Annotated in this window: 18 protein-coding genes; all 18 read left to right on the top strand. The window is 60.9% G+C overall.

What is annotated here, in order from left to right:
• The 18 genes from BLW22_RS21000 to BLW22_RS20915 all read left to right on the top strand — a co-directional run bounded on the left by BLW22_RS21000 (position 1) and on the right by BLW22_RS20915 (position 19,587).
• A complete protein-coding gene (locus BLW22_RS21000) occupies positions 1-1,602 on the top strand; it encodes a flagellar hook-associated protein 3 (RefSeq protein WP_065924950.1) in 1,602 nt (533 codons plus the stop codon).
• 274 nt (positions 1,603-1,876) lie between these two features.
• Positions 1,877-2,806: a ketoacyl-ACP synthase III gene (locus BLW22_RS20995; RefSeq protein WP_074847410.1), complete on the top strand. Its 930-nt coding sequence runs from the start codon at positions 1,877-1,879 to the stop codon at positions 2,804-2,806.
• 274 nt (positions 2,807-3,080) lie between these two features.
• Complete coding sequence (locus BLW22_RS20990; RefSeq protein ID WP_074848224.1) at positions 3,081-4,505, top strand: flagellin N-terminal helical domain-containing protein; 1,425 nt, start codon at positions 3,081-3,083, stop codon at positions 4,503-4,505.
• A gap of 74 nt (positions 4,506-4,579) precedes the next feature.
• Positions 4,580-4,930, top strand: a complete 351-nt coding sequence (locus tag BLW22_RS20985; protein WP_065924952.1) for a flagellar protein FlaG — start codon at positions 4,580-4,582, stop codon at positions 4,928-4,930.
• Positions 4,931-5,010: 80 nt separating this feature from the next.
• On the top strand, positions 5,011-6,402 hold the full coding sequence (gene fliD / locus BLW22_RS20980) for a flagellar filament capping protein FliD (RefSeq protein ID WP_065924953.1): 1,392 nt from the start codon (positions 5,011-5,013) through the stop codon (positions 6,400-6,402).
• A 141-nt stretch (positions 6,403-6,543) separates the two neighbouring features.
• Positions 6,544-6,948: a flagellar export chaperone FliS gene (gene fliS / locus BLW22_RS20975; RefSeq protein WP_065924954.1), complete on the top strand. Its 405-nt coding sequence runs from the start codon at positions 6,544-6,546 to the stop codon at positions 6,946-6,948.
• A gap of 41 nt (positions 6,949-6,989) precedes the next feature.
• Complete coding sequence (gene fliT, locus BLW22_RS20970; RefSeq protein ID WP_027603846.1) at positions 6,990-7,286, top strand: flagellar protein FliT; 297 nt, start codon at positions 6,990-6,992, stop codon at positions 7,284-7,286.
• A 168-nt stretch (positions 7,287-7,454) separates the two neighbouring features.
• Positions 7,455-8,930, top strand: coding sequence for a sigma-54 dependent transcriptional regulator (locus BLW22_RS20965; RefSeq protein ID WP_074847409.1), 1,476 nt, complete (start codon positions 7,455-7,457; stop codon positions 8,928-8,930).
• A gap of 110 nt (positions 8,931-9,040) precedes the next feature.
• Entirely contained in the window at positions 9,041-10,252 is a 1,212-nt protein-coding gene (locus BLW22_RS20960; RefSeq protein ID WP_065924955.1) for a sensor histidine kinase, read from the top strand.
• 4 nt (positions 10,253-10,256) lie between these two features.
• Positions 10,257-11,633 carry a sigma-54-dependent transcriptional regulator gene (locus BLW22_RS20955; RefSeq protein ID WP_065946828.1) on the top strand — a complete coding sequence of 459 codons (1,377 nt, stop codon included), beginning with the start codon at positions 10,257-10,259 and terminating at the stop codon, positions 11,631-11,633.
• 128 nt (positions 11,634-11,761) lie between these two features.
• Positions 11,762-12,091 carry a flagellar hook-basal body complex protein FliE gene (gene fliE / locus BLW22_RS20950; protein ID WP_005790083.1) on the top strand — a complete coding sequence of 110 codons (330 nt, stop codon included), beginning with the start codon at positions 11,762-11,764 and terminating at the stop codon, positions 12,089-12,091.
• A 16-nt stretch (positions 12,092-12,107) separates the two neighbouring features.
• Entirely contained in the window at positions 12,108-13,886 is a 1,779-nt protein-coding gene (gene fliF, locus BLW22_RS20945; protein WP_065924957.1) for a flagellar basal-body MS-ring/collar protein FliF, read from the top strand.
• Positions 13,879-14,895 carry a flagellar motor switch protein FliG gene (gene fliG, locus BLW22_RS20940; protein WP_017527617.1) on the top strand — a complete coding sequence of 339 codons (1,017 nt, stop codon included), beginning with the start codon at positions 13,879-13,881 and terminating at the stop codon, positions 14,893-14,895. Before fliF ends, fliG begins: the two co-directional genes overlap by 8 nt.
• A 10-nt stretch (positions 14,896-14,905) precedes the next feature.
• Positions 14,906-15,670: a flagellar assembly protein FliH gene (gene fliH / locus BLW22_RS20935; RefSeq protein WP_074847408.1), complete on the top strand. Its 765-nt coding sequence runs from the start codon at positions 14,906-14,908 to the stop codon at positions 15,668-15,670.
• Complete coding sequence (fliI, locus tag BLW22_RS20930) at positions 15,660-17,018, top strand: flagellar protein export ATPase FliI (RefSeq protein ID WP_027603852.1); 1,359 nt, start codon at positions 15,660-15,662, stop codon at positions 17,016-17,018. Before fliH ends, fliI begins: the two co-directional genes overlap by 11 nt.
• A 3-nt stretch (positions 17,019-17,021) precedes the next feature.
• Positions 17,022-17,471, top strand: a complete 450-nt coding sequence (gene fliJ / locus BLW22_RS20925; RefSeq protein WP_027603853.1) for a flagellar export protein FliJ — start codon at positions 17,022-17,024, stop codon at positions 17,469-17,471.
• A 95-nt stretch (positions 17,472-17,566) separates the two neighbouring features.
• The gene (locus tag BLW22_RS20920) at positions 17,567-17,872 is read left to right on the top strand and encodes an STAS domain-containing protein (RefSeq protein ID WP_027603854.1); all 306 of its coding nucleotides are present in this window, start codon (positions 17,567-17,569) and stop codon (positions 17,870-17,872) included.
• A complete protein-coding gene (locus BLW22_RS20915; RefSeq protein WP_065946826.1) occupies positions 17,869-19,587 on the top strand; it encodes an ATP-binding SpoIIE family protein phosphatase in 1,719 nt (572 codons plus the stop codon). Before BLW22_RS20920 ends, BLW22_RS20915 begins: the two co-directional genes overlap by 4 nt.
• Positions 19,588-19,599 lie beyond the last annotated feature (12 nt).

The raw sequence follows: 19,599 nt of genomic DNA, 5'->3' as shown, positions 1-19,599 counted from the left end.
ATGCGCATTTCTACACAGCAGTATTACGACACCAGTGCCGTCAAGTATCAGAACAACTATTCCAGCGTTGTGAAGGCCCAGGAACAGGCGAGCTCCGGCGTGCGTGTACAGACCGCTTCGGATGATCCGGTTGCCGCCCAGCGCTTGCTGATGCTGCAACAGCAAAAAGACATGCTGGCCCAGTACAGCGGCAACATCACCAGCATTCAAAATACGCTGACGAACGAAGAAAGCGTGCTGGAGGCGATCAATACCACGATCCAGGCCGGCAGCCAGTTGGCGCTGCGTGCGGGTGGCGTGACCAGCGATGCTGACCGCAAGTCCATTGCGGTCGAGGTGGGCGCGCTTGAAAATCAGCTGTTGGGTTTGCTTAACAGCAAGGATGCGGCGGGCAACTATCTGTTCTCCGGTTCCAAGACCGACACGCCGCCGTATTCGCGCAACAATGATGGTACTTATAGCTATCAAGGCGACGAAAACGAGCTGAGCCTGCAGGTTTCCGAGACGCTTAAGGTGCGCACCAGCGATACGGGCAAGACCATCCTGGAAGGCGCGGTCAACACCAGCCGCACCCAAGCCACCTACACGACGCCTGCAACGGTGGATGACCACAAGGTCGCGATCTCGGCAGGCCTGGTAACGTCGGGCATCGATTACACCAAGCAGTTTGCCGACGGCCAGCCCTATAAGGTGACCTTTACCAGTAGCACGCAGTACGTTGTGACCGACAAGGACAACAACGACATTACTTCGCAGCTTCCAGGTAATGGTACGTTCGACTCCACCAAGGAAGGCAGCGCCAGTATCAATGTACGCGGGGTCAAATTCGATATCACCGCAGACCTCACCGGCGTGGCCACCGGGCCGGATGCCGATGCGTTGGTTGCAGGGCGTGAGTTCACCCTGGCCGCCAAGCCGGACGCGTTCAATGTCTCTCGCACCGCAAGCAACACTTCGGCGGCGCAACTGACCAATGCCCGCGTCAGCAGTGCAGCCGACTACTCCAGTACGTTTCCCAACAGCGGCGTACTGATCAAGTTCGACGATGTCGACCCGACTGCTTATAAGGTGTATGCCCAGCCGTATACCCCCGACAGCAAGCCGATTGTCGATAATGGCGTGATCGTCAGCGGTACGCCGCCAGCCAAGGACACGATCACCGCCGCGGGTGTCACCTTCGAGTTGAGCGGTACGCCGAACACCGGCGATCAGTTTTCGGTCGGCAACACCACCCAGAAAACCCAGAATGCCCTCGACACCCTGAGCGAGCTGCGCCAGGCCCTGGAACAGCCGGCGGATGGTATTCCCGGTGCGCGGGTCAAGCTTCAGGACGCCCTGAACGCCGCGGTCAGTAACCTGACCAACTCGGCCGACCAGGTGGACAACGTGCGTGGCTCCATCGGTGCGCGACAGAATGCACTCACGGTGCAGTCCAGTGAAAACACCAGTGTCGGCCTGGCCAACAAGACCACGATGAGTGACCTGGCCAACATTGACATGGGCGAGGCAGCGATCAACCTGACCCTGCAGCAAACCATGCTGGAGGCCTCGCAGCTGGCTTTCGTGAAAGTCTCGCAGTTGAGCTTGTTCAACAAGATGTAAGTGGCGTCAAGTCAAGCGGCCCGCTCTGGAAACAGGGCGGGCCGTTGCCGTTTCTGGGACTTAATTGTTTGAAGGTTTTGCACAAAGCACACACAATTGAGTGACCTTTGAGTCATAAAGCGCATCTTCACTGTATCGTGTGAAAAGGATAAGTCGTCACAGGGTCCTTGCGGGGCGGCTTTCAGCGAGATTTTTATGGGGTTATCCCCTTTATTGTCAGCACTCCAGGCCACGTCTGGGGTGTTCTCCAGCTATTTAGTATTGGGAAGCCACAATGATTGGCATAAAAAGCATCGCCAGTTACGTGCCGGCAGACGGGATCGATAACTACGCCCAGGGTGCCAAGTTCGCCAAGGATGAAGAATTCATCATCGGCAAGATCGGTTCGGCGTTCCTGCCGCGCAAGGAAGCCGCGCAGGAAACCTCCGATCTGTGTGTCGAGGCGGTCAACGCTTTGTTTGCCAACAATCCGGATTTGAAGCGCGAGTCCATCGATGCGCTGATCGTCGTCACCCAGAACGGCGATGAAGAGGGTTTGCCCCATACGGCCGCGATCGTCCAGGACAAACTCGGCCTGCCCACCCACGTGGCGGCGTTTGATATTTCCCTGGGCTGCTCCGGCTACGTCTACGGCATCTACGCGATGAAGGGCTTCATGGAAGCCACCGGCCTGAAAAACGGCCTGTTGGTCACCGCCGACCCGTATTCGAAGATCGTCGACCCGGAAGACCGCAACACCACCATGCTGTTCGGCGATGCCGCCACCGCCACCTGGATGGGCGAAGACGCGCCGTGGTTGCTGGGCAAGTCCAAGTTCGGCACGGACGGTTCCGGCGCACCGCATCTCAAGGTCAGCGATGGCGTGTTCTTCATGAACGGTCGCCAGGTGTTCAACTTCGCCTTGCTCAAGGTGCCCGCGCATTTGCACGAGCTGCTCGACGAGTCGGACCTTGTGGCCGATGACATCGATGCGTTCTGCATTCACCAGGGCAGTGCGGCGATTGTCGACGCCGTGGCCCGGCGTTTCGAAGACGCGCCGGTGGAGAAGTTCATCAAGGACATGGTCGAGACCGGCAACACCGTGTCGTCGAGCATTCCGTTGCTGCTGGAAAAGCATGTGATGGACGCCACCTGGAAGCGCGTGGCAATCAGCGGTTTTGGCGTGGGCCTGTCGTGGGGATCGGCGATTCTCTATCGTCCGTGACGCTTCGATAGACTGCTTTCTGCGTAAAAGCAAACGCCGATGCTCGAAAGAGCATCGGCGTTTTTTATTTGGCGCCAGAAAACCCAATGAAATATGGGTTTTTAGCCGGCGTAAGCCCTTGAATTACAAGGGGTGGCACGGCGCCATTAAAAAAATCAAAAAAAATCCTCAAGCAACCGGCTACCACGACGATAACTATTACGTAGGTTCTCAGGCCACACCCGGCGGTTGCCAGGGCCGGAAGCCGCAGTATCCATCCAACGAGGATTTCGTCATGGCTTTAACAGTAAACACCAACATTGCTTCGATCACTACTCAGGGCAACCTGAACAAAGCCGGCGGCGCCCTGGCCACCTCCATGCAGCGCCTGTCTTCCGGCCTGCGTATCAACAGCGCTAAAGACGACGCAGCCGGCCTGCAGATCGCTAACCGCCTGACCAGCCAAATCAACGGCCTGGGCCAAGCTGTAAAAAACGTGAACGACGGTATCTCCATCGCTCAGACCGCTGAAGGCGCGATGCAGGCTTCGACCGACATCCTGCAAAAAATGCGTACCCTGGCTCTGTCTTCCGCGACTGGTTCCCTCAGCCCTGACGACCGTAAGTCGAACAACGACGAATACCAGGCTCTGACTTCGGAACTGACCCGTATCTCCAACACCACCACTTTCGGTGGCCAGAAGCTGCTGGACGGTTCGTACGGTACCAAGGCCATTCAGGTTGGCGCCAACGCTAACGAAACCATCAACCTGAGCCTGGAAAACGTTGCAGCCAACAACATTGGTTCGCAGCAGATCAAAACCAAGGCCATCGCGCCTAGCGCAACTGGCCTGGCTGGCGGCAGCATCACAGTAACCGGCAACGGCCAAAGCAAAGCCGTTACTTATGCAGCAGGCGCGTCGGCTAAAGACATTGCTTCCGGCCTGAACGGTTCGATCGGTGGCCTGACCGCTACCGCCAGCACCGAAGTCAAGCTGGAAGTGGGTGCCGCAACCCCGTCGAACTTCACTCTGGCTGTTGGTAACAGCGGCGCTGTGAGCTTCGTAGGCGTTACCGATCTGGCTGGCCTGGCTGACCAACTGAAGTCCAACGCTGCCAAGCTGGGTATCAGTGTCAACTACGACGAAGTTAACAAGAGCCTGTCGGTTAAGTCGGATTCCGGTGAAAACCTGTCGTTCGCTGGCGCTGATGCCAACGCTCAGACGAACATCCTGGTTGGCGCGAAAGATGGCGCTGGCGCATTCGCTACCCCGGCTGCTCTGGGTGCTGCTGCAATCGTTGTTACCGGTCAAGTCTCCCTCGACTCGGCTAAAGGCTACTCCTTGAGCGACGCCGGTACCGGTGTTTCGGACTTGTTCTCGGCTGCTACCGTTTCGTCGACCAAAACCTCCATCGCCCAAACCGACGTGACCGACGCTACCAACGCTCAAAACGCCCTGGCTGTTATCGACAAGGCCATCGGCACCATCGACGGCGTTCGTTCGGGCCTGGGTGCTACCCAGAACCGTCTGACTACCACTGCAGACAACCTGCAGAACATTCAGAAGAACTCCACCGCTGCACGTTCCACCGTTCAGGACGTCGACTTCGCTTCCGAAACCGCCGAACTGACCAAGCAACAAACCCTGCAGTCGGCTTCTACCGCGATCCTGTCGCAGGCTAACCAGCTGCCATCCGCTGTACTGAAGCTGCTTCAGTAATCCCAGCGCTTGGTAACTAACGGAAGGGCGCGTCTACGTGCCCTTCCGTTTTTTCGGTTTAGAGGAGATTGGACATGGACATGAGTGTAAAGCTGAACCAGTCTTATCCGCCGGTTGCACCTCAAAGCGCACCTGCCAAGGTAGTGACTGACAACGGTGTCAAGAATGTCCAGGCAACGCCCGCGACCAGCCAAGAGCCCGCACGCGCCGACCTGGAAAAAGCAGTAACCGATATTCGTGATTTCGTTCAGGCTACCCAGCGTAGCCTGGACTTTTCCATTGATGACTCCACCCACCGCGTGGTGGTCAAGGTCATCAATACCGACAATGGTGAAGTGATTCGCCAGATTCCGTCGGAAACAGCCTTGAAGCTGGCACAGAACCTCAGCAGCGCAAGCAACTTGTTGTTTGACGACAAGGCCTGAGCTGGCATGAAACTTGTTGCTGTCTGGTCTTGAGGCGTAATAAGTCAAGATAACGGCAGCCACCGAACAGGAGATAGATGATGGCGGGTTCAACGGTAAGTGGTATCGGTTCGAACATCGATACGCAAGCGATCGTGACATCCTTGGTCAACGCCGAAAAGGTGCCCAAGCAAACGCAGATCAATACCGCGTCTGCGAAGGCGACCACCACGCTGTCTTCGATCGGCAAGGTTCAGGCCGCGCTGGATGCGTTTCGCAGTGCCTTGGACACCATGGCCAAGGACAGCAGTTTCACCGGCTTGACCGGTTCGTCCTCGGATGAAAAGACCGCGACCATGACGGCCAGCAACACGGCCTCGAACGGCAGCTTCCGGCTGGTCGTCGATCAGTTGGCCCAAGCGTCCAAGCTGTCGAGCAAGAACTTCAGCGGTGGCACCTCGACGGTAGTCAACGCGACGGACAAGCCGACGACGCTGACCATCAGTCAATCGGGCAAGTCATACGACCTCAATGTTCCCGCGGGTGCGACCCTGCAGCAGGTGCGTGACTCGATCAATACCCAGTTTGGTACTTCGGGGCTGAGCGCCAACATTCAAACCGACTCCAACGGTTCGCGATTGATCCTGACCTCTACCACCATGGGGACCGGCTCGGACCTTACACTCTCTGGCACTTCGGGCCTCGATGTGGGTGCCACGGTCGTCGATCCGCCCAAGGATGCGCTCTACAGCATCGATGGGGTTGCGTCTGTGTCCAAGTCCAACACCATCACAGGCGCTCTTAGCGGGGTGGATATCAAGCTGGTAGCTGCGTCGACTTACAAGACCAATTCCACCGTCGATAAAAACGTAACGCTCATCACCGTCAGCACCAACAACACCGCACTCAAGTCCGGGGTCAAGGGTTTCATTGATACCTACAACGCCCTGATCACTGCCATGAACGCCGAAACCAAGGTCACCACGAACCTGGACGGCAGCACTACAGCGGCAGCGTTGACCGGCGACTCGACCATGCGTTCGTTGCAGAGCGCTATCCGCAATGAGTTCAACGCGCTGTCGGGCACCGGTGCGTTCAAGTCCCTGGCGCAGTTCGGCGTGACCACCAGTTCGAGCACGGGTCTGCTGGCGATCGATGACAAGAAGTGGGACGCGGCGGTTAAAACCAACGGCGCCGACATCAACAGCATGTTCAGCGGTAAGGACGGCATGCTGGCACGGATGAAAAGCGCCACGGATGACTTTGCCAAATCCACTACCGGCATTCTGGCGACCCGCTCGACGTCCTTGTCCGACACGCTCAAGGACCTGACCAAGCAGCAGTCGACGCTGGACGAGCGCATGACCCTGCTCACCAGCAGCCTGTCGGCCAAGTACAACGCCATGGACACCCTGGTCGCCCAGTTGCGCCAGCAAAGCACCAGCGTGATGACCACGCTCAATGCCTTGAACAATCCAAAGACCAATACTTGATCCCCTGCCGAACAAAAAAAGGCCAGGCAATCTGCCTGGCCTTTTTTATCGCGGGACGACGGGGGCTAAAGCTTTTTGCAAACCCGTCGACATATTGGTTACTAGAATCCTTTTCGCTGTCGCCTGTCACGAGGTAGAAACATGAATCCCATGAGAGCCCTTCGCCAATACCAGAAGGTCAATTCCCATGCCCAGATCTCTGAAGCCAGCCCGCATCGCCTGGTGCAGATGCTGATGGAGGGCGGCCTGGACCGCATGGCCCAGGCCAAGGGTGCGCTGGCTCGTGGCGACATCGCCCAGAAGGGCCTGATGCTGGGCAAGGCCATCGATATCGTGATCGGCCTGCGCGACGGCCTGAATGCTGAAAAGAGTGACAACCCGGCTTACGTCCAGCAGTTGGAAAGTCTGTATGCGTACATGACTAACCGCCTGATGGAAGCGAACCTGCATAACGATGCCGACATGATCGACGAAGTCGCCCGTTTGCTGATTACCGTGAAAGAAGGCTGGGATGCCATCGCCGCGCCACAGGCTGCAACCGAGTAAGGCGCAGCAAAGAAGGGCCTGAGGGCCTTGAGGAATACGTCATGAGCCAAGCACTGCAACGCATTGATGAAACCCGTGAAGCGCTGATCGGCGCGCTGGCAGACCGTAACTGGGACGCCATTGGCGAGCTGGACATGGGCTGTCGCAACGTGATCGACGAGGTGCTCAGCGAAGCGCCGGTGGATGAGGATGCGTTGCGTGAAAAGCTTGAGAGCCTGTTGGCGGTATACCAGCAGTTGCTTGAGGTGACGACGGGCGAGCGCCAGGCGATTTTTGAAGAGATGTCGCAGATCAACCAAGCGAAGAACGCGTCAAAGGTTTACCATTTGTTCGGCTGAACAGACGCAGTTAATCCGAACGGCGCGTCATAAATTTGACCGTGCCAGCTTTTTTGACTTAACTAGTGCTGTTTTCAGATTTCAGACGTCTATAAAGTAAGAAGTCTTACGGCCGTCTCGATTGCCCTTACACTGGGCAGAGCGTTTTACTAGGGAAGTTGCTATTGCATGTGGCGTGAAACCAAAATTCTGCTGATCGATGACGATAGCGTCCGCCGCCGCGATTTAGCGGTGATTTTGAATTTTCTTGGCGAAGAAAATCTGCCCTGCGGCAGCCATGACTGGCAGCAGGTAGTCAGCTCATTGTCATCGAGCCGTGAAGTCATTTGTGTGCTGATCGGGACGGTAAACGCTCCTGGCGCTGTTTTGGGCTTGTTAAAGACACTGTCAACCTGGGATGAGTTCCTTCCGGTGTTGCTAATAGGCGATATTTCTTCTGTCGACCTGCCCGAAGACCAGCGCCGTCGTGTGCTTTCCACCCTGGAAATGCCGCCCAGCTACAGCAAATTGCTCGATTCCCTGCACCGTGCCCAGGTCTATCGCGAGATGTACGACCAGGCCCGCGAGCGCGGTCGCCACCGCGAGCCCAACCTGTTCCGCAGCCTCGTCGGCACCAGCCGCGCCATCCAGCACGTGCGCCAGATGATGCAGCAGGTGGCCGATACCGACGCCAGCGTGCTGATCCTCGGCGAGTCGGGCACCAGCAAGGAAGTGGTCGCGCGCAACCTGCACTATCACTCCAAGCGCCGCGACGGGCCTTTTGTGCCGGTCAACTGCGGAGCGATCCCGGCAGAGCTGCTTGAAAGCGAACTATTCGGTCACGAGAAGGGCGCCTTTACCGGGGCGATCACCAGCCGTGCCGGGCGTTTCGAGCTGGCCAACGGCGGCACCCTGTTCCTCGACGAAATCGGCGACATGCCGCTGCCGATGCAGGTCAAGCTGCTGCGCGTCTTGCAGGAGCGCACCTTCGAGCGCGTGGGCAGCAACAAGACCCAGAGCGTCGACGTGCGCATCATCGCCGCGACCCACAAGAACCTCGAAAGCATGATCGAGGTCGGCAGCTTCCGCGAAGACCTGTACTACCGCCTCAACGTATTCCCGATCGAGATGGCCCCGCTGCGTGAGCGCGTGGAGGACATCCCGTTGCTGATGAACGAACTGATCTCGCGCATGGAGCACGAAAAGCGCGGTTCGATCCGCTTCAACTCGGCCGCGATCATGTCCCTGTGCCGCCACGGCTGGCCGGGCAACGTCCGTGAACTGGCCAACCTGGTGGAGCGCATGGCGATCATGCATCCCTACGGTGTGATCGGCGTGGTCGAGTTGCCGAAGAAGTTCCGCTATGTCGACGACGAAGACGAGCAACTGGTCGACAGCCTGCGCAGCGACATGGAAGAACGGGTTGCCATCAACGGCCACACCCCGGACTTCGGCTCCACCGCCATGCTGCCGCCCGAAGGGCTGGACTTGAAAGACTACCTCGGTAACCTCGAGCAGGGGCTGATCCAGCAGGCCCTGGACGACGCCAACGGCATCGTCGCCCGTGCCGCCGAGCGCCTGCGCATCCGTCGAACCACCCTGGTGGAGAAGATGCGCAAGTACGGAATGAGCCGCAAAGAAGGTGATGAACAGGCAGATGATTGACGCCTGTTTTCCAAGTCGCTGATATTTCAGCGGTTTTTTTTCGGCACAACTATTGCTACAGCCCTCGCAACGTTCCGTTTAACTGACGGTCAGCCAAGCGAGAGAGCATCATGCCCCACGCCGCCCAACTATCTTCGGCCCCTGCCATCCAGGGGCTGGTTCCGCCTGTCGAGCCGCCGACCCGCCAGGGTCTTGAGCAGGCGTTCTCGCAGTTCAGCCAGATGTCGAGCCAGCTGACCGACTCCTACAGCCTGCTGGAAGCCCGGGTCTCCGAGCTGAAAGGCGAACTGGCGGTAGTCAGCGCCCAGCGCATGGAAGAGTTGGCCGAAAAAGAGCGCCTGGCCAACCGTTTGCAAAACCTGTTGTCGCTGTTGCCCGGTGGCGTGATCGTCATCGATGAAGAAGGCCGCGTGCGTGAAGCCAACCCGGCGGCCTGCGACATGCTCGGCCTGCCGCTGGAAGGCGAGCTGTGGCGCCATGTCATCACCCGCTGCTTTGCGCCGCGTGAGGACGATGGCCACGAAATCTCCCTGAAGGACGGGCGCCGCCTGTCCATCGCCACCCGTTCCCTGGATGCGGAGCCGGGCCAGTTGGTGCTGCTTAACGACCTGACTGAAACCCGTCATCTGCAAGACCAGTTGGCGCGCCATGAGCGTTTGTCCTCGTTGGGGCGGATGGTCGCTTCGTTGGCGCATCAGATCCGTACGCCGTTGTCGGCCGCGTTGATCTACGCCAGTCATTTGACTGATGAGCAATTGCCCGCCGCCACGCACCAGCGCTTTGCCGGGCGCCTGAAGGAGCGTCTGCATGAGTTGGAGCACCAGGTCCGCGACATGCTGGTGTTTGCCCGCGGCGAATTGCCGCTGACCGACCGCGTGACGCCGGCCCAGCTGATGCAGGCCCTGCAAGCGGCGGCCGCTGCCCATATCCAGGACGTGCACGTGCGTTGGCAGTGCGACAGTCACCTCGGCGAGCTGCTCTGCAACCGCGACACCCTGGTGGGCTCGCTGCTCAACCTGATCGAAAACGCCACCCAGGCCAGCGGCCCCGGCGCGCGGCTCAAGGTGCACCTGTACAACCGCGAGCAAACCCTGCGCCTGTGCATCAGCGACAGCGGCAGCGGTATCGACCCGGTGGTGCTCAAGCGCCTGGGTGAACCCTTTTTCACCACCAAGACCAACGGTACCGGCCTGGGCCTGACCGTGGTCAAGGCGGTGGCGCGTGCCCATCAGGGAGAATTGCAGCTGCATTCCCGCGTTGGGCGTGGCACCTGTGCATTGATGACCTTGCCGCTGTTTTCATGCGCGGCAAGCGCGGAGTAAGGATATGGCTATCAAGGTTTTGTTGGTGGAAGACGATCGCGCCCTGCGTGAAGCATTGGCTGACACGCTGTTGTTGGCGGGCCATGACTATCGGGCGGTCGGTTCTGCCGAGGACGCCTTGGACGCGGTGGAGCAGGAAGCCTTCAGCCTGGTGGTCAGCGACGTGAACATGCCCGGCATGGACGGCCATCAGCTGCTCAGCCTGCTGCGTGCGCGTCAGCCGCAACTGCCGGTGCTGCTGATGACCGCCCATGGTGCGGTGGAGCGTGCCGTGGACGCGATGCGCCAGGGCGCCGCGGATTACCTGGTCAAGCCCTTCGAGCCTAAAGCCCTGATCGAACTGGTGGCGCGCCACGCCCTGGGGGTGATCCCGGCCAACGAAGGCGAGGGCCCGATCGCCTTCGAGCCGGCCAGTGCACAATTGCTTGAGTTGGCGGCCCGTGTGGCGCGCAGTGATTCCACCGTGCTGATCTCCGGCGAGTCCGGCACCGGTAAAGAGGTGCTGGCGCGTTATATCCACCAGCAGTCGACCCGCGCCCAGCAACCGTTTATCGCCATCAACTGCGCGGCGATCCCCGACAACATGCTTGAGGCCACCCTGTTCGGTCATGAGAAAGGTTCGTTCACCGGTGCCATCGCGGCCCAGGCGGGCAAGTTCGAACAGGCCGATGGCGGCACCATTTTGCTGGATGAAATCTCGGAAATGCCCCTGGGCCTGCAAGCCAAGTTGCTGCGGGTGCTGCAAGAGCGGGAAGTGGAGCGGGTTGGCGCGCGCAAGCCGATCCAGTTGGACATCCGTGTGGTCGCCACCACCAACCGGGACCTCGCCGGCGAGGTGGCGGCGGGGCGCTTCCGGGAAGACCTGTTCTATCGGCTTTCGGTGTTCCCCCTGGCCTGGCGCCCGCTGCGTGAACGCCCGGCAGATATCATTCCGCTGGCCGAGCGCCTGCTGAACAACCACGTCAAAAAAATGAAGCACGCCCAGGCGCGGCTGTCGGCGCAAGCCCAGGCCTGCCTGGTGAGTTATCCATGGCCCGGCAACGTGCGGGAATTAGATAACGCCATCCAGCGCGCCCTGATCCTGCAGCAAGGCGGCTTGATCCAGCCCCAGGATTTCTGCCTGGCCATGGGCAGTGGTGCGGCGCCATTGCCCTCGTTGGCGCCTGCGCCGGTGGTTGCAGAGGCTGAGTCTGCCGGTGCCCTGGGCGACGACCTGCGTCGCCGCGAATTCCAGATGATCATCGACACCCTGCGCGCCGAGCGCGGCCGACGCAAAGAGGCCGCGGAGCGCCTGGGCATCAGCCCGCGCACCCTGCGCTACAAGCTGGCGCAGATGCGTGACGCCGGAATGGATGTGGAAGCGTATCTATTCGCCACGTAACCGGTAAGAAGGTCGACAAGGTTTGTCGCCTTTTCTTACGAGTTGATGCGGATCTGGCACCCTTGTTGCTACCTCCCCTAGTAATCGCTGCGTAGTGTCAAAAAATTGCAGGTTGGAGAGAGAAGGTCATGAGCCAGGGTATTGAGTTCAATCGGTTGATGTTGGACATGCGCGCCATGCAGATGGATGCCATGGCTCAACCGAAATCCGTCGCGCCAGCGCCGGAATTGGGCCAAAGCAGCTTCGCCGACATGCTCGGCCAGGCCATCAACAAAGTCAGTGACACCCAGCAAGCTTCCAGCCAGTTGGCCACTGCGTTCGAAATCGGCAAAAGCGGCGTGGACCTCACCGATGTGATGGTCGCCTCGCAAAAGGCCAGCGTCTCCTTCCAGGCCCTGACCCAAGTGCGTAACAAGCTGGTTCAGGCCTATCAAGACATCATGCAGATGCCGGTTTAAGGGCGAGATTTAAGTCATGGCAGAAGCAGTCTCCGACAACGTACCCGCCAAGACAGACGGCAAGCCGCCGCTGTTTGGCCTGTCGTTCCTGGAAAACCTCTCGGAAATGACCATGCTGCGTCAGGTGGGCCTGATGGTCGGCCTGGCTGCCAGCGTGGCGATTGGTTTTGCCGTGGTGTTGTGGTCGCAGCAACCCGATTACCGGCCGTTGTACGGCAGCCTGGCGGGTATGGATTCCAAGCAGATCATGGAAACCCTTGCCGCCGCCGACATCGCCTACACCGTGGAGCCCAACTCCGGCGCGTTGCTGGTCAAGGCCGACGATGTGGCCCGTGCGCGCATGAAGCTGGCCGCCGCCGGCGTGACCCCGTCCGACAGCAATATCGGTTTCGAGATCCTCGACAAGGACCAGGGCCTGGGGACCAGCCAGTTCATGGAAGCCACCCGCTACCGTCGTGGCCTTGAAGGCGAGCTGGCGCGCACCATTTCCAGCCTGAACAACGTCAAGGGTGCCCGCGTGCACCTGGCGATCCCGAAAAGCTCGGTGTTTGTGCGCGACGAGCGCAAGCCAAGTGCTTCGGTACTGGTCGAACTGTTTTCCGGCCGCTCCCTGGAGCCTGGCCAAGTCCTGGCGATCATCAACCTGGTGGCCACCAGCGTTCCCGAACTGAGCAAGTCGCAGATCACCGTGGTCGACCAGAAGGGCAACCTGCTGTCCGACATGGCCGAAAACTCCGCGCTGACCCAGGCCGGCAAGCAGTTCGACTACAGCCGCCGCATGGAAAGCATGCTCACCCAGCGTGTGCACAACATCCTGCAACCGGTGCTCGGCAATGACCGCTACAAGGCGGAAGTGTCTGCCGACGTGGACTTCAGCGCCGTCGAGTCGACCTCCGAGCAATTCAACCCGGACCAGCCGGCCCTGCGCAGTGAGCAATCGACCAGCGAACAACGCACCGCCAGCAATGGCCCGCAAGGTGTGCCGGGTGCCCTGAGCAACCAGCCGCCGGCCCCGGCCTCGGCGCCGCAAACCACCGGTGGCGCCGCAGCCACCGCTGGCGCGATCCAGCCTGGCCAGCCACTGTTGGATGCCAACGGCCAGCAGATCATGGACCCGGCCACCGGCCAGCCGATGCTCGCGCCGTACCCGGCGGACAAGCGTAACCAGTCCACCAAGAACTTCGAACTCGACCGTTCCATCAGCCACACCAAGCAGCAGCAGGGTCGCGTCAATCGCCTGTCGGTGTCGGTGGTGGTGGATGACCAGGTCAAGGTCAACGCCGCTGACGGTGCCGTAACACGTGCACCGTGGAGCGCCGACGAATTGGCGCGCTTCACACGCCTGGTGCAGGACGCCGTTGGTTTTGACGCCAGTCGGGGTGACAGCGTCAGCGTGATCAACATGCCGTTCTCCGCCGAGCGTGGCGAAGTGATCGCCGAAGCGGCGTTCTACACCCAGCCGTGGTTCTGGGACATCGTCAAGCAAGTGCTGGGTGTGTTGTTCATCCTGGTGCTGGTGTTCGGTGTGCTGCGCCCGGTGCTCAACAACATCACCGGCAACGGCAAGAAACAACTGGCGGCCTTCGGTGGCAGCGATGTCGAATTGGGTGGCATGGGCGGCCTGGACGGCGAACTGGCCAACGACCGCGTCAGCCTCGGCGGCCCGCAAAGCATTCTGTTGCCGAGCCCGAGCGAAGGCTATGACGCTCAGTTGAACGCAATCAAAAGTCTGGTAGCAGAAGACCCGGGCCGTGTGGCCCAGGTCGTGAAAGAGTGGATTAACGCAGATGAGTGATCGAGCCGCTGTTGCCAAGCTCTCCCGGGTCGACAAAGCCGCAGTCCTGCTGCTGTCCCTGGGGGAAACCGACGCCGCCCAAGTGCTGCGCCACATGGGCCCCAAAGAGGTCCAGCGGGTGGGCGTGGCCATGGCGCAAATGCGCAATGTGCACCGCGAGCAAGTCGAGCAGGTGATGAGCGAGTTCGTCGAGATCGTCGGCGACCAGACCAGCCTGGGCGTCGGCTCCGACAGCTACATCCGCAAGATGCTCACCTCGGCCCTGGGCGAAGACAAGGCCAACGGCCTGATCGACCGCATCCTGCTGGGCGGCAACACCAGTGGCCTGGACAGCCTCAAGTGGATGGAACCGCGCGCGGTCGCCGACGTGATCCGCTACGAGCACCCGCAGATCCAGGCAATCGTGGTGGCCTACCTCGACCCGGACCAGGCCGGTGAAGTGCTTGGCCACTTCGACCATAAGGTGCGCCTGGACATCATCCTGCGCGTGTCGTCGCTGAACACCGTGCAGCCGGCGGCCCTGAAGGAACTCAACACGATTCTCGAGAAACAGTTCTCGGGCAACTCGAACGCCTCGCGGACCACCTTGGGTGGTATCAAGCGCGCGGCCGACATCATGAACTTCCTCGACAGCTCGGTCGAAGGCCAGTTGATGGACTCGATCCGCGAGATCGACGACACCCTGTCCGGCCAGATCGAAGACCTCATGTTCGTATTCAACAACCTCTCCGATGTCGACGACCGTGGCATCCAGGCGTTGCTGCGCGAAGTGTCCTCCGACGTGCTGGTACTGGCCCTCAAGGGCTCGGACGAAGGCGTCAAGGAGAAGATCTTCAAGAACATGTCCAAGCGTGCCTCCGAGCTGTTGCGCGACGACCTGGAAGCCAAGGGGCCGGTGCGCGTCAGCGACGTGGAAACCGCCCAGAAAGAAATCCTCACCATTGCCCGCCGTATGGCCGAAGCCGGAGAAATCGTTCTCGGTGGGAAGGGCGGCGAAGAAATGATCTAAGGCGCTCTCCATGTCGAACAAAGATGAGGCGCCCAGCGATCTGATTCGCGCACGGGACGTCGGTGGGTTCGACATCTGGTCGTTGCCCAGCTTCGATCCGCATGTGCCCGAGCCCGAGCCGGAACCGGTTGAAGAGCCGCCGGTGGAAATGGAAGAAGTGCCGCTGGAGGAAGTCCAGCCACTGACCCTGGAAGAGTTGGAAAGCATCCGTCAGGAGGCCTACAACGAAGGCTTTGCCGCTGGCGAGAAAGACGGTTTTCGCAGCACCACCCTCAAGGTGCGCCAGGAAGCCGAGGCGGCGCTGAGCGTCAAGCTGGCCAGCCTGGAGCGCCTGATGGGCAACCTGTTCGCGCCCATCGCCGAGCAGGATTCGCAAATCGAAAAAGCCATGGTCGGCCTGGTACAGCACATCACCCGCCAGGTGATTCAGCGCGAACTGGTGCTGGATTCCAGCCAGATCGAAAGCGTGATGCGCGAAGCCCTCAAGTTGCTGCCCCTGGGCGTCGGCAATGTGCGGCTGTACATCAACCCGCAGGACTTCGAACAGGTCAAAGCGATGCGCGAGCGCCATGAAGAAACCTGGCGCATCGTCGAAGATGCGGCGCTGCAGCCCGGCGGTTGCCGGGTCGAGACCGAGCACAGCCGCATCGATGCCACGGTGGAAACCCGCATCAGCCAGATCATGGCCAAGCTGCTTGATCAACAACACGAGCAGGCGCTGAACCCGGCCGAGCCGGACCTGAGCGTGGACCTGGACGCCCCCGATGCGCCTTGATCGCACCAGCTTCGCCAAGCGCCTGGGCGGCTATGCCGAGGCCACCGAATTGCCCGGCCAGCCAATCCTCGAAGGGCGTCTGTTGCGCATGGTCGGCCTGACCCTCGAAGCCGAGGGCCTGCGCGCCGCCATGGGCAGCCGTTGCATGGTGATCAACGACGACAGCTACCATCCGGTGCAGGTCGAAGCCGAAGTGATGGGTTTTTCCGGCAACAAGATTTTCCTCATGCCCGTCGGCAGCCTGGCCGGCATCGCCCCCGGCGCCCGCGTGGTGCCCCTGGCCGACACCGGCCGCCTGCCCATGGGCATGAGCATGCTCGGCCGGGTGCTGGACGGCGCCGGTCGCGCACTGGACGGCAAGGGCGGCATGAAAGCCGAAGACTGGGTGCCGATGGACGGCCCCACCATCAACCCGCTCAACCGCAACCCCATCAGCGTGCCGCTGGACGTGGGGATTCGCAGCATCAACGGTTTATTGACGGTCGGCCGTGGCCAGCGTCTGGGCCTGTTCGCGGGTACGGGTGTGGGTAAGTCGGTGTTGCTCGGCATGATGACGCGCTTTACCGAGGCCGACATCATCGTGGTGGGCCTGATCGGCGAGCGGGGCCGCGAGGTGAAGGAGTTCATCGAACACAGCCTCGGCGAAGAAGGCCTCAAGCGTTCGGTGGTGGTCGCATCCCCAGCGGACGATGCACCGTTGATGCGTCTGCGCGCGGCCATGTACTGCACGCGCATCGCCGAATATTTTCGCGACAAGGGCAAGAACGTCCTGTTGCTGATGGACTCGCTCACCCGTTTCGCCCAAGCCCAGCGGGAAATCGCCCTGGCCATCGGCGAGCCCCCGGCCACCAAGGGCTACCCGCCGTCGGTGTTCGCCAAGCTGCCCAAGCTGGTGGAGCGCGCCGGTAATGCCGAGGCCGGTGGCGGCTCGATCACCGCGTTCTACACCGTATTGTCCGAAGGCGATGACCAGCAGGATCCCATCGCCGACTCGGCGCGGGGCGTGCTCGACGGCCACATCGTGCTGTCGCGGCGTCTGGCCGAGGAGGGGCACTACCCGGCCATCGACATCGAAGCGTCCATCAGCCGGGTCATGCCGGCAGTGGTCACGCCGGAGCATATGGCCCGCGCGCAGCAGTTCAAGCAGCTGTGGTCGCGTTATCAACAGAGCCGCGACTTGATCAGCGTCGGCGCCTATGTGGCCGGCGGCGACCGCGACACCGACCTGGCGATCGCCCTGCAACCGCAGTTGGTGACTTACTTGCGCCAGGGCCTCAACGACAAGATCAGCATGGGTGAAAGCGAAGCGCACCTGGGTTCGATCTTCGCCCCTGCGCCGGGCGGCTAAGCCATGGCCAACAGCCGCGCTGCGCGCCTGGCCCCGGTGGTCGACATGGCCGAAAAAGCCGAGAAAACCGCGGTCCAGCGCCTGGGGTATTTCCAGGGCCAGGTGCGTTTGGCGGAAAGCAAGCTGGGCGACCTGGAGCGCTTTCGTGGCGAGTACCAGCAGCAATGGATCGAACGCGGCACGCAAGGTGTGTCGGGGCAATGGCTGATGGGTTACCAGGGCTTTCTCAATCAGCTCGAGACGGCCGTCGGCCAGCAGCGCCAAAGCCTGGCCTGGCACCAGAACAACCTCGACAAGGCCCGCGAGAGCTGGCAGCAAGCCTTCGCCCGCGTCGAGGGCCTGCGCAAACTGGTGCAGCGCTACATCGACGAAGCGCGGGCATTGGAAGACAAGCGCGAGCAGAAATTGCTCGACGAATTGTCCCAGCGCCTGCCGCGCCAATCACAATACTGACGGTTGCCCGCCTGCCACATTTGGTCTGTCGTGTTGCTGGTATCCCATTCGCCTGCTACACCTTGTGTCTATGCCTATGACAAGGAAGCAGTCGCATGTCAATCGAGTCAGAAGTATCCCTGGACGGGAAGAAGTTGACGATCGCAATCAAGGGTCGGTTCGATTTCAGCAGCCACCAGGCGTTTCGTGAGGCTTACGAGCGTTTCTACAAGGTGCCTGAGTCGTATGTGGTCGATCTGAAGGAAACCACTTATATGGACAGTTCGGCCCTGGGCATGCTCCTGCTGTTGAGGGACCATGCCGGCGGCGAGGAGTCGGAGGTCCAGGTGATCAACACCAACTCCGATGTGCGCAAGATCCTCGCCATCTCCAACTTCGACAAATTGTTCGACATCAATTGAGCGCCCTGGCCCCCGCGGTTGAGCCGCTGACGATCCTGATCGCCGAAGACAGTGCCGCCGACCTGCTGTTGCTGTCGACCATTGTGCGACGCCAGGGGCACCAGGTGCTCACTGCAACCAATGGCGAGGAGGCCGTTGAACTGTTCGCGCGCGAGCGTCCGCAACTGGTGTTGATGGACGCGATCATGCCCGTGATGGATGGCCTGGCCGCCGCGCGGTGGATCAAGCAGTTGGCGGGGGAGGAGCTGGTGCCGATCATCTTCCTCACGTCCCTGCGCGAAAGTGCCGCCCTGGCCGAGTGCCTGGATGCCGGCGGCGATGATTTCCTGCCCAAGCCCTACAACCAGCTGATCCTGGCGGCCAAGATCAACGCCATGGACCGCCTGCGCCGGCTGCAGGCGACGATGCTGCAGCAGCGTGACCAGATCGCCAGGCACCATGAGTACCTGTTGCGTGAGCAGCGGGTGGCCAAGGCGGTGTTCGATAAAGTCGCCCATTCCGGCTGCATCAACGCGGCGCCGAATATCCGCTACCTGCAATCGCCTTATGCGCTGTTCAACGGCGACCTGCTGCTGGCGGCATATACGCCGTCGGGCGACATGCACGTGCTGCTCGGCGATTTCACCGGCCATGGCCTGCCGGCGGCGGTGGGCGCCATGCCCCTGGCGGAGGTGTTCTACGGCATGACTGCCAAGGGCTACGGCCTGGCGCAGATCCTGCGGGAGATGAATGCCAAGCTCAAGCGCATCCTGCCGGTGGATATGTTCTGCTGCGCCACCCTGCTGTGCCTGAGCACGCAGCGACGGGTGGTGGAGGTGTGGAACGGCGGCATGCCCGAAGGCTATGTGCATGAAGTCGCCAGCGGCAAGCGCGCGCCGCTGCAGTCGCGGCATTTGCCGTTGGGGGTGCTGTCGGCTGAGGCATTTGATGATCGCACCGAGGTCTGGCCCATGGCGCTGGGTGACCGCGTGTTCCTGCTCTCCGATGGTGTGCTGGACACCGCCGACGCCAACGACCAGCTGTTTGGCGTCGAGCGCTTGCAGCAGGTCTTTGCCGCCAACCGTGAGCCCGACCGGCTCTTCGACGACATCGAGCAGGCCCTGGCGGCCTTTCGCGGTGTGACGCGGGATGATGTGAGCATGGTGGAAATCACACTGCGTCCCGGGCAGCCGCTGCGGGCCACCGGGCCGTTGTATGCCGACAGCGGCCAGTCGTGCCCGCTGGATTGGTCGGTGAGTTTCGAATTTCGTGCCGAAACCCTCAAGCGTTACAACCCCTTGCCCTACCTACTGCAACTGCTGCTGGAGATCCAGGGGCTGCGCGAGCAGAGCGGGGCGCTCTACAGCGTCATGGCCGAGTTGTATTCCAATGCGCTGGAACATGGCGTGCTGGGCCTGGACTCGCGGCTCAAGCGCGATGCCCGGGGCTTTGCCGAGTATTATCGCCAGCGCAATGACCGCCTGGCGCAGCTGAACAGTGGTTATGTGCGCGTGCATGTGCAGGTGGTGCCCACCGAGGCGGGCGGCAAGATGACCCTGCGCGTTGAAGACAGTGGGCCAGGGTTCGACGTGGAGCAGGTGCTGGCCCGGCCGCTGGACATTGATTGCCTGTCCGGTCGGGGCCTGAGCCTGGTGCGTCAACTCAGCAGCGAGGTGCGCTGGTCCGACGGCGGGCGCAGTGTCTGCGTAGAGTTTTGCTGGGGGGCTCTGGCATAATCCGCCGATTCT

This window comes from Pseudomonas marginalis (genome assembly GCF_900105325.1).
Classification (GTDB): domain Bacteria; phylum Pseudomonadota; class Gammaproteobacteria; order Pseudomonadales; family Pseudomonadaceae; genus Aquipseudomonas; species Aquipseudomonas marginalis.
The sequence above is the reverse complement of the archived record's forward strand: the minus strand, read 5'-3'. Positions and strand labels throughout refer to the sequence as shown.

Coding starts and splice junctions, on each gene's coding strand:
- BLW22_RS21000 (WP_065924950.1), top strand. CDS start 1: ATGCGCATTTCTACACAGCAGTATTACGACACCAGTGCCGTCAAGTAT.
- BLW22_RS20995 (WP_074847410.1), top strand. CDS start 1,877: ATGATTGGCATAAAAAGCATCGCCAGTTACGTGCCGGCAGACGGGATC.
- BLW22_RS20990 (WP_074848224.1), top strand. CDS start 3,081: ATGGCTTTAACAGTAAACACCAACATTGCTTCGATCACTACTCAGGGC.
- BLW22_RS20985 (WP_065924952.1), top strand. CDS start 4,580: ATGGACATGAGTGTAAAGCTGAACCAGTCTTATCCGCCGGTTGCACCT.
- fliD (WP_065924953.1), top strand. CDS start 5,011: ATGGCGGGTTCAACGGTAAGTGGTATCGGTTCGAACATCGATACGCAA.
- fliS (WP_065924954.1), top strand. CDS start 6,544: ATGAATCCCATGAGAGCCCTTCGCCAATACCAGAAGGTCAATTCCCAT.
- fliT (WP_027603846.1), top strand. CDS start 6,990: ATGAGCCAAGCACTGCAACGCATTGATGAAACCCGTGAAGCGCTGATC.
- BLW22_RS20965 (WP_074847409.1), top strand. CDS start 7,455: ATGTGGCGTGAAACCAAAATTCTGCTGATCGATGACGATAGCGTCCGC.
- BLW22_RS20960 (WP_065924955.1), top strand. CDS start 9,041: ATGCCCCACGCCGCCCAACTATCTTCGGCCCCTGCCATCCAGGGGCTG.
- BLW22_RS20955 (WP_065946828.1), top strand. CDS start 10,257: ATGGCTATCAAGGTTTTGTTGGTGGAAGACGATCGCGCCCTGCGTGAA.
- fliE (WP_005790083.1), top strand. CDS start 11,762: ATGAGCCAGGGTATTGAGTTCAATCGGTTGATGTTGGACATGCGCGCC.
- fliF (WP_065924957.1), top strand. CDS start 12,108: ATGGCAGAAGCAGTCTCCGACAACGTACCCGCCAAGACAGACGGCAAG.
- fliG (WP_017527617.1), top strand. CDS start 13,879: ATGAGTGATCGAGCCGCTGTTGCCAAGCTCTCCCGGGTCGACAAAGCC.
- fliH (WP_074847408.1), top strand. CDS start 14,906: ATGTCGAACAAAGATGAGGCGCCCAGCGATCTGATTCGCGCACGGGAC.
- fliI (WP_027603852.1), top strand. CDS start 15,660: ATGCGCCTTGATCGCACCAGCTTCGCCAAGCGCCTGGGCGGCTATGCC.
- fliJ (WP_027603853.1), top strand. CDS start 17,022: ATGGCCAACAGCCGCGCTGCGCGCCTGGCCCCGGTGGTCGACATGGCC.
- BLW22_RS20920 (WP_027603854.1), top strand. CDS start 17,567: ATGTCAATCGAGTCAGAAGTATCCCTGGACGGGAAGAAGTTGACGATC.